This window comes from Mycobacterium sp. SVM_VP21 (assembly GCA_024758765.1).
In the GTDB taxonomy this organism is placed as follows: Bacteria; Actinomycetota; Actinomycetes; order Mycobacteriales; family Mycobacteriaceae; genus Mycobacterium; species Mycobacterium heraklionense_C.
On the sequence record CP101406.1, the window covers coordinates 4,769,834 to 4,793,462 of the forward strand.

General features: G+C 65.2%; 20 protein-coding genes and 2 pseudogenes. 16 read left to right on the forward strand and 6 right to left on the reverse strand.

All coding sequences use genetic code 11. The features are described from left to right. Window positions 1–4 precede the first annotated feature (4 nt). Window positions 5–991: a PE-PPE domain-containing protein gene (locus NM962_22290; GenBank protein ID UVO12531.1), complete on the reverse strand. Its 987-nt coding sequence runs from the start codon at window positions 989–991 to the stop codon at window positions 5–7. Window positions 992–1,050: 59 nt separating this feature from the next. Beyond that, entirely contained in the window at window positions 1,051–2,058 is a 1,008-nt protein-coding gene (locus NM962_22295) for a PE-PPE domain-containing protein (GenBank protein ID UVO12532.1), read from the reverse strand. Window positions 2,059–2,320: 262 nt separating this feature from the next. On the opposite strand from NM962_22295, the gene NM962_22300 reads away from it, so the two are divergent. The 7 genes and pseudogenes from NM962_22300 to NM962_22330 all read left to right on the forward strand — a co-directional run bounded on the left by NM962_22300 (window position 2,321) and on the right by NM962_22330 (window position 6,738). After that, the gene (locus tag NM962_22300) at window positions 2,321–3,307 is read left to right on the forward strand and encodes a PE-PPE domain-containing protein (GenBank protein ID UVO12533.1); all 987 of its coding nucleotides are present in this window, start codon (window positions 2,321–2,323) and stop codon (window positions 3,305–3,307) included. 63 nt (window positions 3,308–3,370) lie between these two features. Further along, window positions 3,371–3,703 carry a metalloregulator ArsR/SmtB family transcription factor gene (locus NM962_22305; protein ID UVO12534.1) on the forward strand — a complete coding sequence of 111 codons (333 nt, stop codon included), beginning with the start codon at window positions 3,371–3,373 and terminating at the stop codon, window positions 3,701–3,703. Between the two features lie 12 nt (window positions 3,704–3,715). After that, window positions 3,716–4,201, forward strand: coding sequence for an SRPBCC domain-containing protein (locus NM962_22310; protein UVO12535.1), 486 nt, complete (start codon window positions 3,716–3,718; stop codon window positions 4,199–4,201). Between the two features lie 158 nt (window positions 4,202–4,359). Continuing rightward, a complete protein-coding gene (locus tag NM962_22315) occupies window positions 4,360–4,605 on the forward strand; it encodes an AbrB/MazE/SpoVT family DNA-binding domain-containing protein (GenBank protein UVO12536.1) in 246 nt (81 codons plus the stop codon). Then, window positions 4,589–5,011, forward strand: a complete 423-nt coding sequence (locus NM962_22320; GenBank protein UVO12537.1) for a type II toxin-antitoxin system VapC family toxin — start codon at window positions 4,589–4,591, stop codon at window positions 5,009–5,011. The genes NM962_22315 and NM962_22320 overlap by 17 nt, the downstream gene beginning before the upstream one ends. Window positions 5,012–5,063: 52 nt before the next feature. After that, a complete protein-coding gene (locus NM962_22325) occupies window positions 5,064–6,353 on the forward strand; it encodes a DUF2786 domain-containing protein (GenBank protein ID UVO12538.1) in 1,290 nt (429 codons plus the stop codon). Between the two features lie 172 nt (window positions 6,354–6,525). After that, window positions 6,526–6,738: pseudogene (locus NM962_22330) on the forward strand (acyl-CoA dehydrogenase). Window positions 6,739–6,761: 23 nt separating this feature from the next. Here the strand turns inward: NM962_22330 and NM962_22335 are convergent. Further along, window positions 6,762–8,261, reverse strand: a complete 1,500-nt coding sequence (locus NM962_22335; GenBank protein ID UVO14901.1) for a phosphatase PAP2 family protein — start codon at window positions 8,259–8,261, stop codon at window positions 6,762–6,764. A 198-nt stretch (window positions 8,262–8,459) separates the two neighbouring features. Here NM962_22335 and NM962_22340 point away from each other — a divergent pair, with 198 nt between their 5' ends. From NM962_22340 to NM962_22370, 7 genes and pseudogenes are all read left to right on the forward strand, one after another. Then, a complete protein-coding gene (locus tag NM962_22340) occupies window positions 8,460–10,112 on the forward strand; it encodes a PfaD family polyunsaturated fatty acid/polyketide biosynthesis protein (GenBank protein UVO12539.1) in 1,653 nt (550 codons plus the stop codon). Window positions 10,113–10,398: 286 nt separating this feature from the next. Then, window positions 10,399–14,499, forward strand: coding sequence for an acyltransferase domain-containing protein (locus NM962_22345; GenBank protein UVO14902.1), 4,101 nt, complete (start codon window positions 10,399–10,401; stop codon window positions 14,497–14,499). Then, window positions 14,408–15,127: pseudogene (locus NM962_22350) on the forward strand (4-hydroxyacetophenone monooxygenase). The gene NM962_22345 and the pseudogene NM962_22350 overlap by 92 nt, the downstream one beginning before the upstream one ends. A gap of 115 nt (window positions 15,128–15,242) precedes the next feature. After that, window positions 15,243–16,700: a cytochrome P450 gene (locus tag NM962_22355; protein ID UVO12540.1), complete on the forward strand. Its 1,458-nt coding sequence runs from the start codon at window positions 15,243–15,245 to the stop codon at window positions 16,698–16,700. Further along, window positions 16,697–17,350: a transglutaminase domain-containing protein gene (locus tag NM962_22360; GenBank protein ID UVO12541.1), complete on the forward strand. Its 654-nt coding sequence runs from the start codon at window positions 16,697–16,699 to the stop codon at window positions 17,348–17,350. Before NM962_22355 ends, NM962_22360 begins: the two co-directional genes overlap by 4 nt. Before the next feature lie 14 nt (window positions 17,351–17,364). After that, window positions 17,365–18,990 carry a fatty acid--CoA ligase gene (locus NM962_22365; protein ID UVO12542.1) on the forward strand — a complete coding sequence of 542 codons (1,626 nt, stop codon included), beginning with the start codon at window positions 17,365–17,367 and terminating at the stop codon, window positions 18,988–18,990. 66 nt (window positions 18,991–19,056) lie between these two features. Continuing rightward, window positions 19,057–20,178: an acyl-CoA dehydrogenase family protein gene (locus NM962_22370; GenBank protein UVO12543.1), complete on the forward strand. Its 1,122-nt coding sequence runs from the start codon at window positions 19,057–19,059 to the stop codon at window positions 20,176–20,178. Window positions 20,179–20,314: 136 nt separating this feature from the next. On the opposite strand, the gene NM962_22375 is transcribed toward NM962_22370, so the two are convergent. Continuing rightward, window positions 20,315–20,629: a transposase gene (locus NM962_22375; GenBank protein ID UVO14903.1), complete on the reverse strand. Its 315-nt coding sequence runs from the start codon at window positions 20,627–20,629 to the stop codon at window positions 20,315–20,317. Between the two features lie 521 nt (window positions 20,630–21,150). Between NM962_22375 and NM962_22380 the strand changes: the two genes are divergently transcribed. Next, window positions 21,151–21,687 (forward strand): HD domain-containing protein, encoded by a 537-nt coding sequence (locus tag NM962_22380; protein UVO12544.1) that lies wholly within the window; start codon window positions 21,151–21,153, stop codon window positions 21,685–21,687. A 10-nt stretch (window positions 21,688–21,697) separates the two neighbouring features. Here NM962_22380 and NM962_22385 read toward each other — a convergent pair whose 3' ends face one another. Together NM962_22385 and NM962_22390 are read right to left on the reverse strand one after the other, a co-directional pair. Beyond that, window positions 21,698–22,165, reverse strand: a complete 468-nt coding sequence (locus tag NM962_22385; GenBank protein ID UVO12545.1) for an NUDIX domain-containing protein — start codon at window positions 22,163–22,165, stop codon at window positions 21,698–21,700. 5 nt (window positions 22,166–22,170) lie between these two features. Further along, on the reverse strand, window positions 22,171–22,989 hold the full coding sequence (locus tag NM962_22390) for a hypothetical protein (protein ID UVO12546.1): 819 nt from the start codon (window positions 22,987–22,989) through the stop codon (window positions 22,171–22,173). 239 nt (window positions 22,990–23,228) lie between these two features. Here NM962_22390 and NM962_22395 point away from each other — a divergent pair, with 239 nt between their 5' ends. After that, window positions 23,229–23,573: a hypothetical protein gene (locus NM962_22395; GenBank protein ID UVO12547.1), complete on the forward strand. Its 345-nt coding sequence runs from the start codon at window positions 23,229–23,231 to the stop codon at window positions 23,571–23,573. Window positions 23,574–23,629: the final 56 nt, after the last annotated feature.

Genomic DNA, 23,629 nt, shown 5'->3' on the forward strand with positions numbered 1-23,629 from the left:
CGCGTTAGACCTCCGCCGGGAACCAGTAGTCGAGCGTGTCTTCCACCCCGCCCCAGTCGATGCCCAGCCAGTCACCGAAGAAGTCTTCGATGTTGCCGAAGACGCTGTAGAAGGACGCCACCAGCGAGTAGAACAGGCCCTCCCACCAGCCGCTGTCGATCAGCCCGTGACCCCAGGCGTTGAGCCAGGCACCGAACTGGTCGAAGTCGCCGGAGATATTGATGTCAGTCAGCATGCCGTCGATGGTCGTCGTGTGGTTGGCCACCTGATCGGGGCTGAGCCCCAGGTACATCATGTGCTCGTAGAGGATCCCCAACGCGGAGGTGGCGTTGGGGTCGGCGACCGGGTCGCCGGGGATCGTGTACACGGTTGTGGTGAACGCGTTGGTCGGGGTCTGGAGGCCGGACAACAGACCTAGGTCGAAGAAGTCGCCGGGTGAGGACCCGCCGCCTGCTATTCCCTGCAGGTCATCGCCGGCATCCAGCGGGTCGCCGATGAACACGAAGTGCAGCAGCGTCGGGTCGATGCCCTCGTGGGCCAGCTGGGTCATCGCGATCGAACCGGCGGTCGCACCCTGCGACCAGCCGAACACCCACAGTGGGTGGTCGGCGTTATAGGCGTCCGGGTTGGCGGCCAGTTGGGTGTGCACCTCCCGCACGATCTCGGCCGCCCCGACGAAGCTGCTGTGTCCCTGCTGAACCAGTGCGGGGGTGGACAGCAGCAGCAGCGGCGCGTCACATCCCGCAGAGCCGACCACGCATGCGGTCGCATCGTCATCGAGGTCGAAGCCCAGCGGCCGCAGGAAGAGGTCGGCCGCGGTCTGGGCGAATGTCGCGGACGGTGTCGACAGAATCGTCGGACCGACGAAGATCGCGGTGTCGGCCAGCAGGCTCACGTCGACATGCGTGGCGTGCACCACCGGAGCGGACAGCACACCGCCCGCCACCGTGCTGGCAACCGCGATCGGCGCCAAGGCCTTGGTCAGCGTCATGGGGTGCCCTTTCGTCACTGGCTGGCCGCCTTTCCAGATCATTTGCGACGCGAGATATTTCAGACCGTCGGGAACCAGTAGTCCAGGGTTTCCTCGACCCCGCCCCAGTCCAGGCCCATCCAGTCGCCGAAGAAGTCCTCGAGCTTGCCGAAGGCGCTGTAGACGAACGCGACGGCCGAGTAGAACAGGCCGTCCCACCAGCTGCTGTCGGCCAGCCCGTGGCCCCACGCGTTGAGCCAGGCACCGAACTGGTCGAAATCGGTAGAGATGTTGATGGTGGTGAGCAGGTCGTCGGTAGTGGCGGTGTGGTTGGCCACCTGATCGGGGGTGAGCCCCAGATACATCATGTGCTCGTAGAAATCGCCGTACGGAGACGTGGAGGTGTAGTCGGCGTTGGGGTCACCGGGGATGGTGTAGATCGTGGTAGGGAAGGCGTCGTTCGGGGTCTCCTTGCCGTACAGCATCCAGCTGTCGGAGAAGTTGCTGTGGCCCGTCCCGTCGTCCTCCATGTGCGGATACTTGCCGTCGGGAGCGGTCGGGTCGCCGATGAACACGAAGTGCAACGCCCCCGACGGGATGTCGGGATCGTGGGCCAGCTGCGCCATCGCGATCGAGCCGGCCGTGGCGCCCTGGGAGTAGCCGAAGATCCACAGCGGGTGGTCGGCGTCGTAGATGCCCGGGTTGGCGGCGAGTTCGGCCTGGACAGTCCGAACGATCTCGGCCGCACCGGCGAAACTGCTGTGGCCGACTTGGATCAGGCCCGGGGTACTCAGTAGCTGCAGCGGCGCGTCACACGTGGCCGAACCGATCAGGCACGAAGTGAAGTCGTCACCGTCGAAGCCCAGCGGCCGCAGGAAGAGGTCCGCCGCGGTCCGGGCGAATGTCGCCGACGGCGTCGACAAGATCGTCGGACCGACGAAGATCGCGGTATCGGCCAGCAGGTCCACGTCGACATGCATGTTGACGTTGGCATGTGCAGCGTGCACCACCGGTGCGGCGAGCACACCGCCTGCCACGATGCCGGCGATCGCGGTCGGTGCGCAGAGCTTGGTTAACATCGCGGGCATTCCGCCTCTCCGAAGCATTCGTGCATGACAGACCGCATTACCCATAGCTAAAAATCACACGAGTAAATCGAAAGCTAAACCTGAGGGCGATCATGGCAGGGGCGTTCGGCGCAAGTCAATGGATGTGCCGCCCGGCTGAACGCGTCGGCAAGGACATTCTCCCGGATCGGTATGCCGATTGACGCGTCGACGGCGAGAGTGCCGGTATCAGCTCTTCAGGTATTCTTCTATACTTTATACAAAAACTTTAGGAGCCTCGGACATGAATGCAACCAAGGTCTTCGCGCCGTTTGCCGCCGCGAGCGTGATCGCGGCCGGCGTCGTCGGCACCCCTGTCGTCCAACCAGTGCACGCACTCCAGGTAGCCCTGCTATCGGACACGGCGATCTTCATCGGTGGCACCATGCTGTCCACGCCGTCGGCGACATTCGCGCAGACCGCGGCCGATCTGTTCTTGCAGCCGTTGGGTTTCGACGCCGGTGACGACGCGAGCGTCTGCGTGATCGGCTCCGCCGGCTGCGATTCTGCGCTGCAGGTGCTGACCACCCCGCAACTCATCCTGCAGGGGCACAGCAGTTTCGCCGGGGCGGCACTGATCGTCCGGGCGGTGGAGGCTGAATTGGCCGCCAACCCCGGCGCCTACGACGCCGAGCACCCGCTGTGGATCTTCGGCTACTCGCAGGGCGCCACGGCCGGCTCGATCGCGATGGCGCAGTTGGCCCAGGATCCCGACATCCCGTCGGGGGCGTTGCACTTCGTTTTCATCGGTGATCCGTCCGATGCGACCGGCGTAAGCGCGAATTCCCAGAGTGACACGCCCTGGGACCGGCTTTTCGACATGCCGATACTCAACGGCAACCTGACTCCGAACGACGCGTTCCCGACTACCATCTACACGTTCCCGGGTGATCCCGTTGCCGATGTCAGTTCCGCCTCCATGCTCGGCCTGTTTTACGGGCACGTGATGTATCTGGGGCTGACCCCGGCGCAGGTCGCCGACCATACCTCGACCACCGACGGCATGATCACCAACATCGACATCTCCGGTGACATCGACCAGTTCAGTACCTGGATTAACTCGTTCAGTCACGGGTTGCTCGACAGCGCCTCGCTGGATGCTCTCTTTAATTCGCTTGTGGCCCTTGTGTACAGCGCCTTCGGCAACATCGAGGACTTCTTCACCGACTGGATGGGCATCGACTGGGGCGGCGTCGAGAACACCCTCGACTACTGGTTCCCGCCGGTCTGATCCAGGCCGGGTTTCACCGGCTCCCCTTGACAACCTACAACCAGATGGTTGTACGATTGCGGCGTGATCACACTCGACGACGACCGGGTGGACGCCCTGTTCCACGCACTTGCCGACCGCACTCGGCGTGACATCATGCGCCGGGTGCTGGCCGGTGAGCACTCGGTCTCCGACCTCGCGGTGAAGTACGAGATGAGCTTCGCCGCAGTGCAGAAGCACGTCGCCGTATTGGAGAAATCCGGCCTGCTCACCAAGCGCCGCAGCGGCCGTGAGCAGTTGGCCCGCGGCGACGTCGCCGCGGTGCGGTCGGTGGCGGCCATGCTCACCGAGTTGGAACAGGTTTGGCGTGGTCGCATCGCACGTATCGACGAACTCATCTCGTCCGAGGAGACCTAGGAGGACCGCACCATGCCTGTGATCGACGTACAACATGACATCGACGCCTTGACCTTGACCATCACCGCCGACTTCGCCGCGCCGGTGCAGCGAATCTGGCAGGTCTATGCCGACCCGCGCCAGCTGGAAAAGGTCTGGGGGCCACCGACATTCCCCGCGACCGTGGTCGACCACGACCTCGTACCCGGCGGCCGCATGAACTATTTCATGACCGGCCCGGACGGTGAGAAGTACGCTGGATACTGGCAGATCATCGCCGTCGACGAGCCGCGGAGCTTCACCTTCGACGACGGCTTCGCCGATCTGGACTTCAACCCGGATCCTCAGATGCCGACCTCCAGGAACGTCTACACCTTCATCGAGCACGACGGTGGAACCCGCGCGACGTACGCGAGCACGTTCACCTCCGCCGCGGACCTGCAGAAGGTGTTGGACATGGGTGTCGTCGAAGGTGCCACCTCGGCGCTGAACCAGATCGACGCCTTGATCGCCTGCTGAATCGCTGCGCCGCCGCGCACCGGCGCCGGCGAAGTACTGGCGATGCGGCCATGAAAATGTTGACCCTCCGAAATGCCAGATCGGCAGCGTTCCAGTCAACACTTGAGGCTGAGGCGCAGACCGCCAGCTTTTTGCCAATTAGATGGTAAATTGGTGCCATGAATGTGTCGGTGGACCGACTGGGAAGGTTGGTCATCCCGAAAGCACTGCGCATGGCGCTCGGCATCACCCCCGACACACCACTCGAACTGATCCCGGACGGGACCGGTCTGCGGATCGAGCCGGTCCAGCAGAGTGCCCGCTCGATCGAGACCCGCGACGGACTCCCGCTCCTCGGCCCGGTAGAGGGTGCGGTACTCACCGACGCCGATGTGCGCCGGCTTCGCGATGACGTCCAGCGCTGACCTGTGGGCGTGCGACACCAGCGTTGCCGTCGCGGCTCTTGATTCGACCCACGAAGCACACTCCGCCTGCCGCCGAGCTCTGCTGCAACATCGCCCTGCGCTCGCGGGCCACGCGGCGTTCGAGACGTTCTCGGTGCTCACCCGCCTCCCTGTCCCGCTGCGCCTGAACGCAACCCAAGCAGCCGAGGTACTGGCGACCGCCTTCCCGGTCGAGTGTTGGCTCGACACCCCTGCGACCGGTGGCCTTTTCCGGCGGCTCGCCGGGCTCGGCATCGTCGGCGGGTCGGTCTACGACGCCCTTGTCGGTCAGGCCGCCCAGACGAACCGGCGCATGCTGCTCACCCGGGATCGTCGGGCGGAGCGCACCTATCGCTCACTCGGGGTGCACTACCAGTTCGTCGACTGACCACCGCAGCGCGCCTGACGGAGTGTCGGACGCCTTCGGCAGACTGCGGAGCATGAGCCGACGCAATCGAGAGAAGCGGGCCGCCAAACACAAGAACCGGCGCCGGGCCACCCAAGGGCGCCCCGGCTTCGATCCGGGGCCGGACCGCGCCGCACTCCTCGAAGACCTCGTGATGGCATTGAGCGCGGCCGCGTCCTGTCACGCCGACGACATGCCGCGATGTGCCACCGAACTGCTCGCCGAGTACCGGGCGCTCGGGCATGAGCTCGACGTTGCGGCTGACCTGGCCGTGAATGAGGCCCTTGCCGCGGCATGGGAGCACGGCTGGCAACCGTCCGACGTGCACGAAATCGCTTCTCGCCGCCTGAAGCCGGCCGAGGTTCGTTACCTCGATGAGGCCATCGTCTTGGAGTCCCGGCGGTATGCGCCGGCGACCGTGCACCCCGAGTGGCGTGCCGAGATCGCTCGGACCGCCGCCGGCGTCGGTGCAAGTGCACCATCGCCGCAGATGTGGAGGTGGGCAACGTCAACGGGCGCCGGCCACCACGAAACCTTGACCGTCGTCCTCAAACTTCTGAATCTTCTCGGTCGGATCCCCGCGCTGCAGGCGCTCCTGCCGCTGCCCGGCACATACCGGCATACCGCGACGGCGGTTAGCGATGCGGGCGGGAAGGCTCTGGGCAAGGTGCGCGCGTTGTTGGCCAAAGCCGAAGCCACTGAGTTCCCCGACGAGGCGGAGGCGCTGTCGGCCAAGGCCCAAGAACTGATGAGCAGGTACTCGCTGAACGAAGCGCTGGCCCAGCATGACCGTGGCAGCCCGGCCGCCGCGTCCGCGCGACGGATCTGGATCGACAACCCGTACGCGACAGCCAAGGCGGCATTGGTGCAGGTGGTGTGCGGGTCCAACCGTTGTCGCGCGGTGTGGGCAGAGGGCCTGGGATTCGTCACGGTGATCGGCTGTGAAACCGACCTCAACCTGGTCGAGCTGCTCACCGCCTCGCTGCTCGTGCAAGCCAGCCGAGCGATGCTCAGCGCCGGACGCGGCGGCGGAGCGCAAGCTCGGTCCCGGTCCTTTCGCCAGTCGTTTCTCGTCGCCTATGCCCAGCGCATCGGTGAACGCCTCGACAGCGCGAGTGCATCGGCCACCGCAGAGGTCAAGCGCGACGGCCGACTGCTCCCCGTGTTGGCGGCCAACAATCGGGCCGCTGAAGAACTCACCCAACGGCTCTTCCCGGCGACGGTGCCCCGCTCGGTGGCGGTCTCCAACGGCGCCGGATGGGGCGCCGGCCGCGCGGCGGCGAACCTGGCAGTGCTCGATGCCCGCGATTCGATAGCGGGCTGATCACCGGCGTTTGACCAGGCGCCGGAGCGGCAATTCCAGGTGTTCGGGCGGCTACAGCGGGCCGCAAGCCATCAGTTCGCTGAATCAGTCATTCGGCCGGTCGCACTCGACTATGACCAGCGCCAGGACTTCCCGTGGCCGGTGCTCGAAGAGGCTGCCGCGCAGGGCTTCTACAGCCCGCTTCCAGCGGATGGCGGTCGCGCAGGCGCTGGGCGCCGCGGTCGGCACCCCGCCGCTGCACGTCGAGATCGAGCCGTCCGGCGGACCGCTCAACCGGATGTTCGGTCGCGGCACCCCGCTGCGTACCAGGGCCGCCGCCGGCGCACTGGCGATGCAGGATCGCATCCCCGCACCGGTGCTGCGGGCTGCGATGAAAGTTCTGCGCCGCCGAGATGACCGGCCAGGCCGCTACCTCGAGCCCGAGGGCATAGGCCGAAACACCTGTAATACGCGGTAGCACGCAGTGAATTCGGCTTCCGCGCACGGGGTATCGACTTCTCCGTCGTGGGCGATCGGCACCGTTCCGTCGACGGCGGTGAACTGGAACTGCGGAACCCGCAACTCGTGGTAGAGCCGACTGCGCTGCAGCCGTCCGGTCAGCAGTGCCGCCAGGACTCGCAGCGTGGACCACGGCCGTCCGGTCTCCAGGATCCGCACATCCAGAAGCCCGTCGTCCATCCGGTGCCGTACGGCCGGCGCGAAGCCGTCGGGCTGATACGCCGAGTTGCCGAGGAAGAACAGCGACGTCTGCAGGGTCTTGTTGTCGTAAGAGATGCGCACCGGCCGTTCACGACGCAGCGTCATCAGCATGGCGTAAGCGCTGGCCACGGGCTTGCCGAGCTTTCCCTGCAACCGTTCCCGGCGTCGCACGAACGTCGGGTAGGCGCCGATGCTTGCCGTATTGATCACGGTTGTGTCGTCGTTGAACCGCACCACATCCACCCGCGACAAGCTGCCGTCGGCGATGGCCCGGATGGTCTTTGCGGTGGTGTCGCAGCCGATGTCCTTGGCGAAATGGTTCAACGTACCGCCGGGAAAGACCGCCAGCGGCAGGTCGTGTTCCACCGCCACGTGCGCGGCTGTCGCGACCGAGCCGTCGCCGCCGGCGATGGCGAGCACCTCGGCGGAACCGGCGGCGCGGCGCAAGGATTCGGCCAGGTCGTCGTCGCGGCTGATCTCGACGACGGTGACGGCCGGCAGGGCTTGGCGCACCTGCGCGGCGACCTCGGCGGCGCGCCCGTCGCCGGACTTGGGATTGACCACCAACGCCACGCCGGCGCCGTCGGGACGTGCGGGGGAGGGGACTCGCAGAGCCGCCGTGTGCACAGTGGGCGGCGAGGTTATCGGCGGCACCAGCTTTGCTCCGACTACCGCGATCGACGCACCGATGCCCAGCCCGGCCAGTACGTCCCCGGGATAGTGGACGCCGGTGGCGACCCGGGACAGGCCGACCAGGCCGGCCAGCCCCGCGGCGGGCAGGCCCAGCAGGGGGTTCTCCAGGCCGACCCCGGCGGCGAACGCCGCCGCGCTCGCGGAGTGGCCGGACGGCAGCGAGTTCGACAGCGGTAGCCGGCGGGCGCGGCGCAGCAGGGGCACCAGCGCGATGTTGGGACGCGCGCGAGGCCGAATCCGTTTGATCACAAGGTTGGTCACCAAGCTGGTCAGTGCCAGGCTAGCCACTCCGCGCGCGGCGCCCCGCTGGGCCGCCGGGCCGCCCGCCGCTGCCATGGCGGCGGCGAGGGCCAGCCACAGTTTGGAGTGGTCGGCGGCGCGGGTCAGCACCGGCATGGTGGTGTCGAGCAGTCGGCTGGGCGAGTGTGCGATCGCCTCGAACACCTCCGCGTCGAGTTCGCCGAGGCCTTCGGTGACCTGGCGCAGCCCGGAACGGCGGCGCAGCAGGGACGCCATCGGTAGTTGACCCACGGCAGTGATTCCTCCGTCCACCGGCGCCACCGCCGGCGCCGAATGGCAGCCCTATACCCGTTTGACGGTGGGGAGACTCCCCGCCGCCGCCGTCCATGAGAAACTCTCATCGTTTTCTCCGGTTCGTGCGCAGGGCCCCTCGGCGCGAGCGCTCACAGCACCGGTGATCGAGAGGAACCGACTGTGAACGAGCGACCTGGCGCAGTACTGGAGCAGCAGACCGGCGCGGGCGCCGGCCCGGGTCTGGGGTGGCGTCCCACCACCGCACCGGCCGCGTTCGCCCCGGACGACATCGCCGACGCCATCGGCTACGTACGCCACCCCGTTCATGTGGTGCGTGAAACCGCCACCGGAATGCTGGGCCTGGCTACGGGCGGCGAGGTGGTCGGCGTCGGTGAATCGGAATTGACCCTGATAGGAACACTGCCCGCCATCTACCCCGAGTGGCTGGGAGATCGTGAATTCTGCGAGGCGCACGGCGTCCGCTTCCCTTATGTCACCGGAGCGATGGCCAACGGCATCGCGACGCCGGCGTTGGTCATCGCGATGGCCGAGGCCGGAATGATGGGCTTCTTCGGTGCGGGCGGGCTGTCCTACGAGGCCGTAGAGCGGGGGCTGGACGAGATTCAGACCGCGTTGGCCGGCCGGCCCGGGCTCGCCTGGGGAGCCAACCTGATCCACTCGCCCAATGAAGTCTCCCTCGAGACCCGCGTCGCCGAGCTGTTCATCGCGCGCGGCGTTCCCGTCGTCGAGGCTTCGGCATTCATGAAACTGACGCCCGCGGTCGTGCACTACGCACTGTCGGGACTCGATACCGATCCGGCCGGCAACATCGTGCGCAGGAACCACGTGATGGCCAAGGTGTCGCGGCCTGAGGTGGCGCGCATGTTCATGGAGCCGGCGCCCGCGGCGTTGGTGTCCGCCTTGGTGGCGGCCGGAAAGCTGACCGAGCGCGAAGCCGACCTGTCCCGGTATGTACCGGTGGCCGAGGACATCACCGTCGAATCCGACAGCGGCGGGCACACCGATAACCGACCGTTGCCTGCACTTTTCTCCGAAATCGTCATGCTGCGCGATTCGCTGGCCCAGCAGCACCAGCTGAATTGCCGGGTGCGGGTGGGTGCGGCGGGCGGCCTCGGTGCACCGCAAGCGGTCGCCGGCGCCTTCGCGATGGGCGCGGCCTACGTGCTGACCGGGACCGTCAACCAGGCCTGCGTGGAGTCGGGGCTTTCAGCGCCCGGGCGTGCCATGCTCGCCAAGGCCGGCATCGCGGACGTGATGATGGCCCCCGCTTCCGACATGTTCGAAATGGGCGTCAACCTGCAGGTACTCAAACGGGGAACCATGTTCGCCCCGCGTGGCAAGAAGCTCTACGAGTGGTACGCGGGCAACCCCGACCTGGCCAGCGTGGTCGCCAAGCACGGCCCCGAGCTGGAGAAGATCCTGGGCACCACCGTCGCCGAGGTATGGGCAGACACCCAGCGGTACTGGCAACAGCGTGACCCGGCGGTGCTCGAGCTCGCTTCGAGGGATCCGAAGTACCAGATGGCGCTGGTGTTCCGCTGGTATCTGGGGCAGTCGAGCCGGTGGGCCATCAGCGGCATCCCCGAGCGAGTGCTGGATTACCAGATCTGGTGCGGTCCGGCCATGGGTGCCTTCAACAGCTGGGTGGCAGGCAGCCACCTGGAGGCGTGCGAAAACCGCCAGGCGGTCCAGGTGGCGCTTAACTTGCTAGAAGGTGCCGCCCACGTGACCCGCGCCAGTGCGGCCCGCTCCTGCGGGGTGCCCGTGCCGGCCAAAGCGTTCGCCTACAGCCCGCGGCCGCTGGCTGTCTGACGCGGCCGTCGAATGCACCGACTAAGCGTGTTCTAGCTGTTCAGCGGTTCACTGGCGTGACATTTTGGCGGACGACTGTAATGTATGCGGGGTTCTGGGCCGGGCATCTTCGATGTGTGATGGCGGCAACACTCTGATATGGTCCCGGCAGCGTCTGGCCATCGAGATGATCAGCGGACCCCCAGCTGCGACTAAACGTCTCTGATGGCAAAACTTAGGCATTCGATGCTTTTCGTCAAGGCGGCTCTTAAGGAGACCTGTGGTAGCCAAACATCCACCTGTCGCAGTGGTCGGCGTCAGCGCGCTGTTTCCCGGGTCTGAAGAAGCCGAGCGATTCTGGCGCAACATCGTCGAGGGTGCGGACCTGTTCTCCGACGTGCCGGAGTCGCACTGGCGGATCGACGACTATTACGACGCAGATCCTCGCACGCCTGACAAGGTATACGCCCGTCGCGGCGGATTCTTGCCCGACATCGACTTCTCGCCGATGGATTTCGGCATTCCGCCGAACGTGGTGCCTGCGACCGACACCGCCCAGTTGCTGGCGCTGCGGGTCGCACAGCAAGTGCTGGAGGACTACGCCGGCGGCGACATCTCCGGCATCGACCGCGAACGTGTCAGCGTGGTGCTGGGTTCGTCCGGCGGCACCGAGATGTCCGGCTACATGAGCGGTCGCCTGCACCGGCCGATCTGGGAACGCGGTCTGCGCGCGGCCGGCCTCTCCGACAACGAACTGACCGCATTCAGCGAGAGCGTGGCGTCGGGCTACACCCCGTGGCAGGAGAACACGTTCCCGGGTCTGCTGGGCAACGTCATCGCCGGACGCATCGCCAACCGCTTTGATCTCGGCGGAACGAACTGCGTCGTCGACGCCGCGTGCGCCAGTTCGCTGGCCGCGATCGAGATCGCGCTGCACGAGCTGTACCTGCGCGAGGCCGACATGGTGATCGCCGGCGGCGTCGACGCCTTCAACGACATCTTCATGTTCATGTGCTTCGCCAAGGTCACCGCGCTCTCGCGCACCGGTGACTGCCGTCCGTTCTCCGACCAGTCGGACGGCACCATGCTGGGCGAGGGGCTGTCGATGCTGGCGCTCAAGCGCCTCGACGACGCGGAGCGCGACGGCGACCGGATCTACGCGGTGATCCGCGGCATCGGCACGTCCTCGGATGGTCGGGCCAAGAGCATCTACGCCCCCAGTCCGGATGGTCAGGCGAAGGCCCTGCGCCGCGCGTACGAGGCCGCCGGCTACGGACCGGAGACGGTCGGCCTCGTCGAAGCCCACGGGACCGGCACCAAGGCCGGCGACGTGGCCGAGTTCACCGCCCTGCGCCGGGTGTTCGACGAATCGGGCCGAGCGGACCGGCAATGGTGTGCCGTCGGCTCGGTCAAGTCGCAGGTCGGGCACACCAAGGGAGCTGCCGGCGCCTGCGGCCTGTTCAAGACCGTGATGGCGCTGCACCACAAAGTCCTCCCGCCGACCATCAAGATCGACCGGCCCAATCCCGGGCTCGAGATCGAATCGTCGCCGTTCTACCTGTCGACGCAGACCAAGCCCTGGATCGCCGACCAGAACGTGCCGCGGCGCGCGTCGGTCAGTGCGTTCGGCTTCGGCGGTACGAACTTCCACATCACGCTCGAGGAGTACGCCGGCGCCGGCAAGCACGCACCGCGCTACCGCTCCTGGGACTCCGAGTTGGTGGTCCTGGGCGCGGACTCCGCGGCCGCGCTGGCTGCTCAGGCCGGAGAACTGGCCGCCTCGCTGGTCGACTCGCCGGACATGCTCGGCTATCTGGCACACAGCACGCAATCGGCGTATGACGCCACCCGCCCGCACCGCCTCGCCGTCGTCGCCAACAGCGTCGAGGGCCTGCGCGCGATGCTCGGGGAGGCCGCGGCGAAGCTCCAAACCGCTGGCGGCGAAACATCGTTCAGCTCGCCCAAGGGCTACTACTACTCCTGCCAACCGGCCGGTCCGGTCGCGCTGCTGTTTCCCGGGCAGGGCAGCCAGTACGTCGGGATGGGTGCCGACATCCCGCAACTCCACGAACCGGCTTTGGCGCCTTGGGAACTCGCGCGCGCCGGCCTGCTCAACGCAGACCGCGACCTGCACGACGTCGTCTGGCCCAAGACGGCGTTCACCGAGGAAGACCGCACGGCCCAGGCTGCCGAGCTGACCAAGACCGAGTGGGCGCAGCCGGGCATCGGCGCCCACAGCCTCAGCCTGCTGTCCGTCGTCCGTTCGCTGGGCATCGCGCCCGTCGCCGTCGGCGGTCACAGCTTCGGGGAGGTCAGCGCCCTGTGTGCCGCGGGGGTGATCAGTGACGACGTCGCGCTGCTCATCGCCCGCGCGCGCGGTGCACTGATGGCCCAGGCCGCCGCCAGCAGCGACGGAGCGATGTGCGCGGTGACCGCCCCCGCCGAGCAGGTCAGCAGACTTCTCGGCGAGTGGGGCCTGTCGGTGATCATCGCCAACCACAACGCCCCCAACCAGGTCGTGCTCTCGGGCGACAGTGCGGCGATCGCCGATGCCGCGCAGCGATTCAGCGCAGCGGGTATGAATGCGCGGCTCCTCGACGTCGCCACCGCCTTCCACTCCGAGATCGTCAGCTCCGCGGCGGCCCCGTTCGCCTCGTACCTGGCCGGCATCCCGTTCGGGGTGCCGCAGGTGCCCGTCTACGCCAACGCAACAGCGCAGCCGTACGTCGGCAGCGCCGAGCAGATGCAGGCGACACTGGCCAACCAGATCGCGCAGCCCGTGCGGTTCGTCGAGCAGGTTCAGGCGATGTGGTCCGCCGGCGCCCGAACCTTCGTCGAGGTCGGTCCCGGCAGCGTGCTCACCAACCTCGTCGGCAAATGTCTGACCGGCCAGGACCACGTCGCGGTATCCCTGGATGCCAAGGGCAGGAACGGGATTCGATCGCTGTGGATGGGGTTGGGCCAGCTCGTGGCCGCCGGCGTTCCGATGAACTTCGAAGCCCTGTGGGCCGACTATCGCCACGGTGACGACCCGCGAACCCGTCCGGCACCCAAGCTGACGATGAAGCTCAACGGCACCAACTTCGGCCGACCCGATATCAACGACGAGCCGGTGTCCCGGGCCGCTGAGAAATCGGACAGATTTGAGAAATCCACCCCCCGCAGTGACCACAACGGCCACGCGACCGTATCGGAGCCCCCAATGACAGCAGCTCATCCAACCGTTCCCGCGGCGAACGGGTTGCCGGCACACGTCCCGACCCACGTCCCGGTCCCGGTTCAGGCCGCTGCGGTTCCGATGGTGACCTCGCCGCTGATGTCCGGTCCCGGAGCCGAGATGGTGACGCACATGGTCGGTGCGCTCGGCAGCATGCAGCAGACCATCGCCCACCTGCAGGGCCTACTGCAGACCCTGGTCTCCAGCACGGGGATGACCCCGATGCCGGTCAACCAGCTGGCGTTCCCGGCCGCGACCACAGTGGTGCCGGCCCAGCCGGTAGCCGCCTATGGTGTCGCGGCTCCTCCGGCTCCGCCGGTGGTCGCCCCGCCGCCGGCCATGCCCGCGCCGCCTACGGCTCCGGCAGCCCCGATCAGCGTTCCGCCCGCGCCGGCACTTGTACCCGCGGCGCCTGCGCCGGTGGCCGCAGCTGCGCCGGTCGTCACGATGCCGGCACCGCCTGCGCCGGCTCCGGTTGCCGCGCCGGTTGCGGTGGCCGTTGCGCCTGCGCCGGTTGCTTCGGTGGTGGTCGCTCCGGCGGCGGGTGTGGATTTGGTCGGGGACATGTTGGCGGTGGTTGCCGACAAGACTGGTTATCCGGTGGAGATGCTGGATCTGTCGATGGCGCTTGAGGCGGATCTGGGGATCGACTCGATCAAGCGGGTTGAGATTTTGTCGGCGGTGCAGGATCGGGTTCCGTCGTTGCCTGAGGTGGAGACGGCGACGATGGCGGCGTTGGTGACGCTGCAGGAGATCGTTGACTACCTGCAGTCGTTGATGGGTCCGGCGGCTGCACCTGCCGCTGCTGCGCCTGCTCCCGCGGCTGCTGCGCCTGCGCCGGTTGCTCCGGTGGCGGTCGCTCCGGCGGCGGCGGGCGTGGATTTGGTCGGGGACATGTTGGCGGTGGTTGCCGACAAGACTGGTTATCCGGTGGAGATGCTGGATCTGTCGATGGCGCTTGAGGCGGATCTGGGGATCGACTCGATCACCGCATTCAGCACACCGCGGACTCAGCCCAGCCGAGTTCGCCCTACAGTGGACCACGACCCACCAACCCCAAGCCGCATAGCGACTGGACCAGAAACCGGGTCCCCCTCACCACCTCCATCGGCAGGTTGCCGATCCAATGCTGCGCCGGCAACTCACGCCATCAGATGCGCCGGGGTGCAAGCGGGTGTTGTTCTCGAATGATTACTACCCCGCGATTGCCAACGGTGAAGTCTCGTTGGTGACCAACGCGGTTGCGAAGCTTTGCGACAAGGGAGTCGTGACCGACGATGGCGTACTCCATCGCGCGGATGTCGTCATTTACGGAACAGGTTTCCGCGCTACCGACTTCCTCGCCCCGATGCGTGTTCGCGGCTGGGGCGGAGTGACTCTGGACGAGGTGTGGGGGACGCAGGCGCACGCATACCTGGGCATTACAGTCCCGATGTTCCCGAATCTCTTTCTCCTCTATGGCCCGAACACGAATGTCGGTTCCGGGTCGATCATTTACATGATCGAGTCTCAGGTCCGCTATGTCGGTGCCCTCATCAAGATTTTGGCGAGTGACCCAGGGCGTACGGTCGACGTCAGGCCAGACATCGAGCAAAGCTACAACACACGATTGAGCCGGCGGCTGCGAAGGTCGGTGTGGGCGCTTTGCGCGAGCTGGTACACGACCTCGAGTGGCGCGATCCCGACGAACTGGCCTGGGCCTACATTTGCCTACCGGATCCTCACCCGCAAACCACGCAGTCACGATTATCTATTCAGGCACGTTGAACGCCTTCAGTTAGACGGCCCGAGTGAGAACCGCGCGAGGCTGCGCAGATGATCCGGGTCGCAGGCGGTGTCTAACATTTCACTGTTAACTGTTCGAATATTGACATTCAGCACATCTATGTAAACTATTACCAGATACCCGTGCAGCAGAGCGCCCAGGAGGCATCGTGGCTAATCAGCTTCTCGCAATCACGCGTCACCCCAAGGAGCGGTTGACGTCTGTCCTGTTGGCGCCCGCCCCCCGCGTCGTCGATGACAAATGGCGACAGTGGAGTCGGGACTGGAGAGTCCGGGAACTTGCGCCGGCCCCCGCCGGATCTGGGCTGAGAGCCGTCCTAGGGGACGCTGGACTCCCGTTGCTGGGGCACACTGTCGACTACATCCGATTTGGTTCAGAATTCAGTCGGGAGCGTTACGAACGTTTGGGCTCGGTGTCGTGGATGGGCGCATTCGGTACCAAAATGGTGGTCATCGCCGGTCCAGACGCAACGCGTGAGGCGTTCACAAGCGAAGCCAAGGCCTTTTCTCAAGATGGCTGGTCCTTCCTGATCGATGCTTTCTTCCATCGCGGGTTGATGCTCATGAGCTTCGACGAACATTTGATGCACCGGCGCATCATGCAGGAGGCGTTCACGCGTCCTCGCCTGACCGGATATGTCGGGCAGGTGGCCCCGTGCGTTCGCGCAGCCGTGCCCGCGTGGCCGACCGGTCCGTCGGTCCGGATCTACCCGTTGTTGAAGAATCTCACCCTCGATATTGCCACGGATGTCTTCATGGGTGGCCGCGGCAAGGACGAGAGCGCTGCTGTCAACGAGGCGTTCGTGTCCACTGTTCGCGCGGCGAGTTCCTTTGTGCGAGTTCCACTCCCGGGCACCAGGTTCCGCGCCGGCGTGCATGGGCGGCGCGTGTTGGAGGACTACTTCTCCCGACACCTGCCGGCCGCGCGTGCAGGCGAGACCGACGATCTATTCGCCGCCCTCTGCCAGGCGACCACAGAAGACGGTGAACGGTTCTCCGACGAGGATGTGATCAACCACATGATCTTTCTCATGATGGCCGCCCATGACACCTCCACGATCACCACCACTGCTGTCACCTACTTCCTCGCTAAACATCCTGAGTGGCAGGAGAAGGCAGCGGCGGAGGCGCGGTCCTTCGGTCACGATTCGCCAGATATCGACGAACTGGAGCGGATGACGGTCCTCGATCTGATCCTCAAAGAAGCTCTGCGTCTGCTGGCGCCCGTTCCGCTGGTGATGCGCAAGACCGTCCGCGATGTCGCCATCGACGGCTATCACATCCCCCGTGAAACCTTGTGCGCAATCACACCCGCCGTAAATCACTTCGACCGCAGAATATGGAGCGACCCGGACCGTTTCGATCCGTCGCGCTTCGATGAGCCCCGGCGCGAGGACCAACAGCACCGATTCGCCTGGGTGCCGTTCGGCGGGGGGGCGCACAAATGCATTGGGATGCAGTTCGGCACACTCGAGGTGAAGGCAATCCTGCACCAGATGTTGCGTACCTACACTTGGACGGTCCCAAACGACTATCACGTGCGTTGGGACAACACCTCGCTGCCCATTCCCGTGGACGGACTGCCTGTGACGTTGCGGCACCGATGAGCGGTGAGAACTCGCCTTACCTGGAGCCCACGGAGTTCCTCGATTGGCAACATGAATCGGTACGCGACTTCGTTGCATCGGCGACCCGCGGCGCGGTCGACGACACCACGAAGGCCATAGCCATCTTCACTGCGGTCCGCGACTCGATTTGGTATGACCCCTACACCGTGACCGATGACCCGCATGCGTATCGCGCCAGCACCATCGCAACTGCAGACCGCGCTTACTGCGTCCCGAAGGCGGTGCTCTTGACGGCGGCCTGCCGAGCAGCAGGCATCCCAGCGCGGCTGGGGTTCGCCGATGTCCGAAACCACCTTCAGACCGAGACATTGCGTGAGCGGATGGGCGGTACCGACGTCTTCGTCTACCACGGATACAGCCTCATGCATCTCTGCGGTGTCTGGGTCAAGGCAACTCCGGCGTTCAATCGCGAGCTATGCGCACGGTTCGGCGTCCCGCCAATTGATTTCGACGGGCGCACAGACGCCCTGCTGCACGGGTTCGCCGGTGACGGCACACAACACATGGAATATCTGAGGGATCGAGGCGCCTTCGACGATCTACCGCTGGCAGAGATCCTGCAAGCGCTCAGAACCCACTACGGGACGCTCATAGGCGATGCGAGTCGCCATCCAGACCTGTTCGCCTGAAGGGCCGATGCGTAATGCACAGCACGATGCAAGACGTCCAGCTCACAATCTCGGCAATTGTCCGCCATGCCGCCTCCATTCACGGAAACAGCGAGGTGATCACCCCCGACGGAATTGGATACCGAAGTATGTCCTACCGTAGCGTCCTGGGGCGAGCGGGCCGACTTGCCAATGCGTTGCGCGGGCTCGGAATAACGGCAGATCAACGGGTGGCCACTTTTCAGTGGAGTAACCAAGAACATCTCGAGGCCTACTGCGCGGTTCCCTCCATGGGCGCGGTGCTGCACACCCTCAACATTCGTTTGGCTCCAGAGCAACTCGCGTACATCGCCAACCATGCCAGCGATCAGATCATCCTGGTGGATGCGTCGGTTGCGCCATTGTTGGCTAGTGCGCTACCAGCGATGGAGTCGGTGCATACGGTCATCGCCACCGGGGGCGGCGACCTCGCTCCGCTGCAGCGATGCGGGAAGACGGTGTTGCGTTACGAGGAGATCCTGGCGCAGCAACCGGAGACTTTCGATTGGCCCGAGATCGATGAGCGTTCCGCCGCGGCCATGTGCTACACCAGCGGGACTACTGGAAATCCCAAAGGTGTTGTCTACAGCCACCGTTCGACCTACCTACATGCACTGACCGCCTGCACGTCGAACGCCCTGGCAGTGAGCGAGGCCGACCGTATCCTGGCCATTGTCCCGATGTTTCACGCCAATGCGTGGGGACTGATCTACGCGGCGTTGATGTCTGGTGCGGACTTGGTATTACCCGATCGCCATCTGCAAGCCGCGCCGCTGGTGTCGATCATCGAAGAGACTCAGCCGACTATCGCCGGTGCAGTGCCGACGATCTGGAACGATGTCGATCGATACCTGGAATCGAATCCCGCCCGGGACATCTCCTCACTTCGGCTGGTTGCCTGCGGGGGATCGGCAGTCCCCGTCTCGCTGATGCGGGCATTCGAAGACAAGTACAACGTGCCTATCGTGCAGGCATGGGGCATGACCGAAACCTCGCCGCTGGCTACCGTCGCACGCGCAGCGCACGGAGTAGGCGAGACCCGTGCGTGGGAGATGCGCGAAAGCCAGGGTCGGCCGATGTGCGGTGTCGAGATCCGGTTGCGTGACGACCACAAGAAGACAGTGCCGTGGGACGGTCGATCAGCGGGTGAAATACAGGCGCGAGGCCCGTGGATCACCGGCGCCTACTTCGGCGACGATGATCCGGACAAGTTCGACGGAGGGTGGCTGCGCACCGGCGACGTCGGCCGGATCGACCCGGACGGGTATCTCACGCTGACCGATCGTGCGAAGGACGTCATCAAGTCAGGTGGAGAATGGATCTCCTCAGTCGAGCTGGAAAACACGCTGATTGGTCACCCGGCGATCTACGAGGCTGCGGTGGTGGCAGTTCCCGACGACAAATGGCAGGAAAGACCGCTCGCCCTGGTCGTGGTTCACCGTGGAGCCGAGGTCGACATCGACCGACTGCGCGCGTTTCTGTTGGACAAGGTCGCCAAGTGGTGGATCCCGGAGCGGTGGAGCTTCGTGTCTGAGATTCCCCGAACAAGCGTCGGGAAATACGACAAGAAGGCCATACGCGCGCGTCACTCCGCCGGCGAGTATCAGATCGAAACGTCCTAAGAAATCAAACCCATTGATATTGAACAGCCGAGAGGGAATCCTGTGACAGCATCAATTTCTCCCTGGATGAGCGCCGAATTGCTCGAGCTTCGTGACCTTGCCGCGAAGTTCTTCTCGACCGAATTGGCCCCACATGCGCAACGTTTCGCAGACCAGCACCAAGTTGACCGAGAATTGTGGCACAAAGCCGGCGAACTAGGCCTGCTCTGCATGTCCATACCCGAAGAATACGGCGGGGGAGGCGGCACATTCGCGCACGAAGCCGTCGTACTCGAAGAGCAAGCCCGAGTCGGGGACAGCTCATGGGGCGCAGGGCTGCACAGCGGAATCGTCGCGCACTACATCCTCCAGTATGCGGCCGAAGAACTACGGAGGCAGTGGCTGCCCAAGATGGCCTCAGGCGAAATGATCGGTGCTATCGCCATGACGGAGCCAGGGACCGGTTCTGATCTGCAGAGTGTCAAGACCAAAGCAATTCTTGACGGTGACGAGTACGTGATCACCGGCGCAAAGACCTTCATCACCAACGGTCAGCAAGCCGACCTGATCATCGTCGTCGCCAAGACAGATCCAAGTCAGGGCGCCGCCGGCATCTCGCTGATCGTCGCCGAAGCCGATCGACCCGGATTCCGGCGCGGCAAGGTCCTCGACAAAATCGGCCAACGCGGACAAGACACCTCCGAGTTGTTCTTCGACGACGTAAGAGTGCCCCGCTCGCACCTCCTGGGCGAGACCGAGGGTCAGGGTTTCATTCAGCTGATGACGCAGCTACCTCAAGAGCGGCTCATCGTCGCGGTTGGGGCGGTCGCGGCGATGGAACTTGCCGTGGAGCAGACACTCAAATACACCCGTGAGCGGGAAGCGTTCGGACGGCCCGTCTTCGGCTTCCAGAACACGAAATTCATCTTGGCCGAAGCTGCAACCGAAACGCGCATCGCACGAGTATTTTTGGACTACTGCATCGACCTACACCTCGCGGGCCAACTCGACGTCCAGACCGTCGCCATGGCGAAATGGTGGACCACTGAGCGAGCGATGAAGGTGCTCGATGACTGTTTGCAGCTCCACGGCGGATATGGGTACATGACCGAGTACCCCATCTCGAGATTGTGGGTGGACCAGCGCGTGCAGAAAATCTACGCCGGCACAAATGAGGTGATGAAGGAAATCATCTCGCGTTCCCTATGACCCTGAACGATTAGCCACCTGCACATTACTCACCTGGGAGGATTGATGGCATCTACAGAGGTGCCATATCGCCACGAAATGGGTGGACATTGCGGATCGGGTGCCCTTCGGGAGTTGATACCAGATGCTCCTATCTTCAGGCAATGAGTTCTTCAGGCAATGAGTTCGTTGGTTCTTCTGCTGGGTTGGCGGAGGGCGTGGTAGATCTCGCGGGCGATGTACGCTTGATGCAGCGCATGATCTCGTTCTTGGTTTTGCCTTCGGCCAGGCGGTGAACGAAGTAGTCGCGGGTGGGCTGGTGACGGCGCATGCGCACCACCAGGATGACGTGCAGGGCACGGTTGGCGTCGCGATTGCCTCCCCAATTGAGCCGGTGGCGGATCGTTTTGCCGCTGGAGGCTTCCAGTGGGCTGACCCCGCAGAGTTTGGCGAAAGCGGCGTCGCTGCCGATCCGAGCGGGGTTGTCGCCGAGGGCGGTCAGCAGCGTGGCAGCGGTGTCGGGCCCGACGCTGTAGCTCGGGTGCGGCGGTGGCGGTGATGGTGTCGACGTGGCGTTCGAGTCGGGCGGCTGCGGTGTCGAGCTGGTGGCAACGTGCCGCCATCGACTTGATAGCAGTAAAGAAAGTTCTCACATCGCAGGCCAGCGGCGGTCAGGCGGGCGTTGGTCGCGCCTGCTGCCCGCGGCGTCTCGATGCGGCGAGGAGCGAGGACAGTCCTGGCTTGTCGTGGTGCCAGGATGCCGTGGCCGTTGAGATGTACAGCGCTCGTCGTCGTGTGCAAGCTTGTGTGGCGGCGGACGGAGGGCGAAGCGTAGCGAGCGGCGCGGACGGGAGCGCCAGCGGACGGGAGCAGAGGGAGTGTAGCGAAGCCCGCAGGTAGCCGCCGGTTCCTCGCGGGCTATGGCGGCCCGGGCTCCGCTGAGCATCAGTTGCGGGTCTGCGCCATGGCGATGGGACTCGTAGGATGGCGGTTGTGAGCGGGATGCTGGCGCAGCGTGCACGGCGAGAGGCCGAGACGCGACTGGTGGGGCAGCTGCGGCGGTTGGCGCATGTGCGGGGTGTCGCGACGACTGCCGAGCGGCTGAGTCGGCGGTTCGATGCCCAGACAGCGGACTCTTTGGTGGCAGCGGCGTGGCTGCACGATATCGGCTACGCACCGTCGTTGCGCCGGACCGGGTTTCATCCGCTCGATGGCGCAGAGTTTGCCCGGGCGGCGGGTTTTCGGGAGCTGGTCGCCTCCCTGGTGGCGTTCCATACTGGGGCGCACGCGGAAGCTGCCGAGCGCGGCTTGTCAGGTTTAGCGGCGTTCAGCGATCCGCCCAGCGATGTTCTGGATGTGTTGACCTTTTGCGATCTGACGACCGGGCCGGACGGGGCGCCGGTATCACCGCGAGATCGATTGATCGAGGTGTTGGGCCGCTATGGACCCGAGGACCCGGTGCACCGCGCGGTCGACGCGGGGCGCGACGAACTGTTGGCGGCGGTCCGACGGGTACGCGATTGGCTGTAAACCCAGCCGGTTAGCCGAGGTAGGGGCTGTCGCGGTGTTGCAGGTAGTGCTCGATGCGCAGTCGCATCGACGGGTGCATGTCCAGATTGGGGATGTCGTCGGGATCGGTCCAGGCGATGTCGGTGCTTTCGTGATCGATGGCCAGGGTACCGCCGAGAACCTTGGTGGTGAAGGACAGAGAGAACTGTTGGCGGACTTCGCCATCGGTGAACGCGACGACATGCTGCGGGTTGGTGTAGACACCGACAAGGCCGGTGACTTCAATGTCGAGCCCGGTTTCCTCTTTGACTTCCCGGACGGCGGTGTCGGCAATCGTTTCGCCGATGTCGTGTCCGCCGCCGGGTAGCGCCCACAGGGTGTTGTCGCGGCGTTTGATCAGCAGGATACGACCCTGTTCGTCGGTGACGATGGCCGAGGCTGACGGAACGACGCTGTTGGGCAGCGGGGCGTTGGGGTCGTTGTAGTAGTCGGTTCGCATAGGGTTCAGCCTTTCGCGCTGAGCGGTCTGGCGCGATCCCAGACCTGGGTGAAAGCGTCTTCGAGGGTGGCCCAGAGCCGTGGTTCGTGGTGGCGCGACAGCACAAGCACGGGGTTGTTGCGCCCGGGTGAGCCGTAGATGTGGAAGTTGACGATCATGGCGTCGTCGACCCGGAAGATCGACGTGTAGAGCGTGGTGTCGTGGGTGCGGATATCCAGCCCCGGGGTATCGGCATGCGGGGCGAGCAACTCCACGGACGTGCGGCAGCGGGCGATGACGGCCTCGCCGATGCCTTCCTCCTTGCCGCGCAGGATCGTGGTGGCAGTGTCAGGATCCCCGACGAGAAACCGCACCGCCACACCGCGGGCGGCGGCGTCGAGCAGAATGTCGAGGAAGCCGTCGAGGGTGTCAAACAGGAACGTGGCCGCCAGGACGAGGATGTCGATGCCGGTGGTGGCGTCGCCGAAATGCTGCTGCCACGTCGTGATCGGCAGCTGGGTGCGGCTGGCATACAGCGTCGCGGTGAACGGACCACCCAGCGACGTCGTCGCCAGCGCGCTCGCGGTAGGGGCAGGATACTGGTTGGGCCACAGGTTGTGCGGTGTGCAGCCAAGCAGCTTAGCGGCGCGGCGGGCGTTGTCCTCGCGGACGTTGTAGTCGATGTTGGCCAGCCAGCGGCGCACCGTCTTGATATCCACGCCCACCGCAGTGGCGAACCTCTGTGGGGAGAGTCCCTTGGCGTGCAGCCGTTGGGTGAGGCGATCGTTGGGGATCGTGGCGGCCTCGGCGTCGCCGTCCTGATCGCCCGTCGTCTCAGCGCACATCTTTCCGTGTCATCCCTGTCCATCCTCAGCGCGTGGTTCCTAGTTTGCCATGCGACTGCCGCCGCCCCGCGGCGGTGATGCCCGTCCGATGCCCACGGGCATGTCCCTGTCGTGTCCGAAATGTCTGCGGCAGTGTCGGCAATGCCTGCCAACGTCCCTCGCTACGTCCGCGATGTCCACGTGAACTGAGCCCAGCGCCGCAACGGGCGCAAACAGATCACGAAAGGAACAGCGGGACAATGCGTTTAAGAATCGACACATCAGGCACACGGTTCATCGTCACCCGAGCGGCCGAGCCGCGGCTGAACTTCGAGACCGGCAGCCCAAAAGTGGACACCGCCACCGGCGTGCCACTGTATGCCGCGCAGCTGTTGGCGTTGGATGACACCGGTGGTGAAGTGCTCAACGTCACCGTCGCCGGGGATCCGAAAGTGACAGTCACCCAACCTGTTTCAGTCGCGGGTCTGGTTGCTATCCCTTGGGCTCAAGGTGATCGCAGCGGCGTGGCGTTCCGTGCCGACGCCATCACCCCCACCAACCCCGCGGCTGCGCCGAGCGATCAAGCGTCCCGCGCGCAGAAATAACCCCATTTGCTGGGGCGCGGCGCTCGTGGGTGTCGCGCCCCAGCACGTGAGCTGCT

Coding starts and splice junctions, on each gene's coding strand:
- NM962_22290 (UVO12531.1), bottom strand. CDS start 991: ATGACGCTGACCAAGGCCTTGGCGCCGATCGCGGTTGCCAGCACGGTG.
- NM962_22295 (UVO12532.1), bottom strand. CDS start 2,058: ATGCCCGCGATGTTAACCAAGCTCTGCGCACCGACCGCGATCGCCGGC.
- NM962_22300 (UVO12533.1), top strand. CDS start 2,321: ATGAATGCAACCAAGGTCTTCGCGCCGTTTGCCGCCGCGAGCGTGATC.
- NM962_22310 (UVO12535.1), top strand. CDS start 3,716: ATGCCTGTGATCGACGTACAACATGACATCGACGCCTTGACCTTGACC.
- NM962_22315 (UVO12536.1), top strand. CDS start 4,360: ATGAATGTGTCGGTGGACCGACTGGGAAGGTTGGTCATCCCGAAAGCA.
- NM962_22320 (UVO12537.1), top strand. CDS start 4,589: ATGACGTCCAGCGCTGACCTGTGGGCGTGCGACACCAGCGTTGCCGTC.
- NM962_22325 (UVO12538.1), top strand. CDS start 5,064: ATGAGCCGACGCAATCGAGAGAAGCGGGCCGCCAAACACAAGAACCGG.
- NM962_22335 (UVO14901.1), bottom strand. CDS start 8,261: ATGGCGTCCCTGCTGCGCCGCCGTTCCGGGCTGCGCCAGGTCACCGAA.
- NM962_22360 (UVO12541.1), top strand. CDS start 16,697: ATGAGCGGTGAGAACTCGCCTTACCTGGAGCCCACGGAGTTCCTCGAT.
- NM962_22365 (UVO12542.1), top strand. CDS start 17,365: ATGCACAGCACGATGCAAGACGTCCAGCTCACAATCTCGGCAATTGTC.
- NM962_22370 (UVO12543.1), top strand. CDS start 19,057: ATGAGCGCCGAATTGCTCGAGCTTCGTGACCTTGCCGCGAAGTTCTTC.
- NM962_22385 (UVO12545.1), bottom strand. CDS start 22,165: ATGCGAACCGACTACTACAACGACCCCAACGCCCCGCTGCCCAACAGC.
- NM962_22390 (UVO12546.1), bottom strand. CDS start 22,989: ATGTGCGCTGAGACGACGGGCGATCAGGACGGCGACGCCGAGGCCGCC.
- NM962_22395 (UVO12547.1), top strand. CDS start 23,229: ATGCGTTTAAGAATCGACACATCAGGCACACGGTTCATCGTCACCCGA.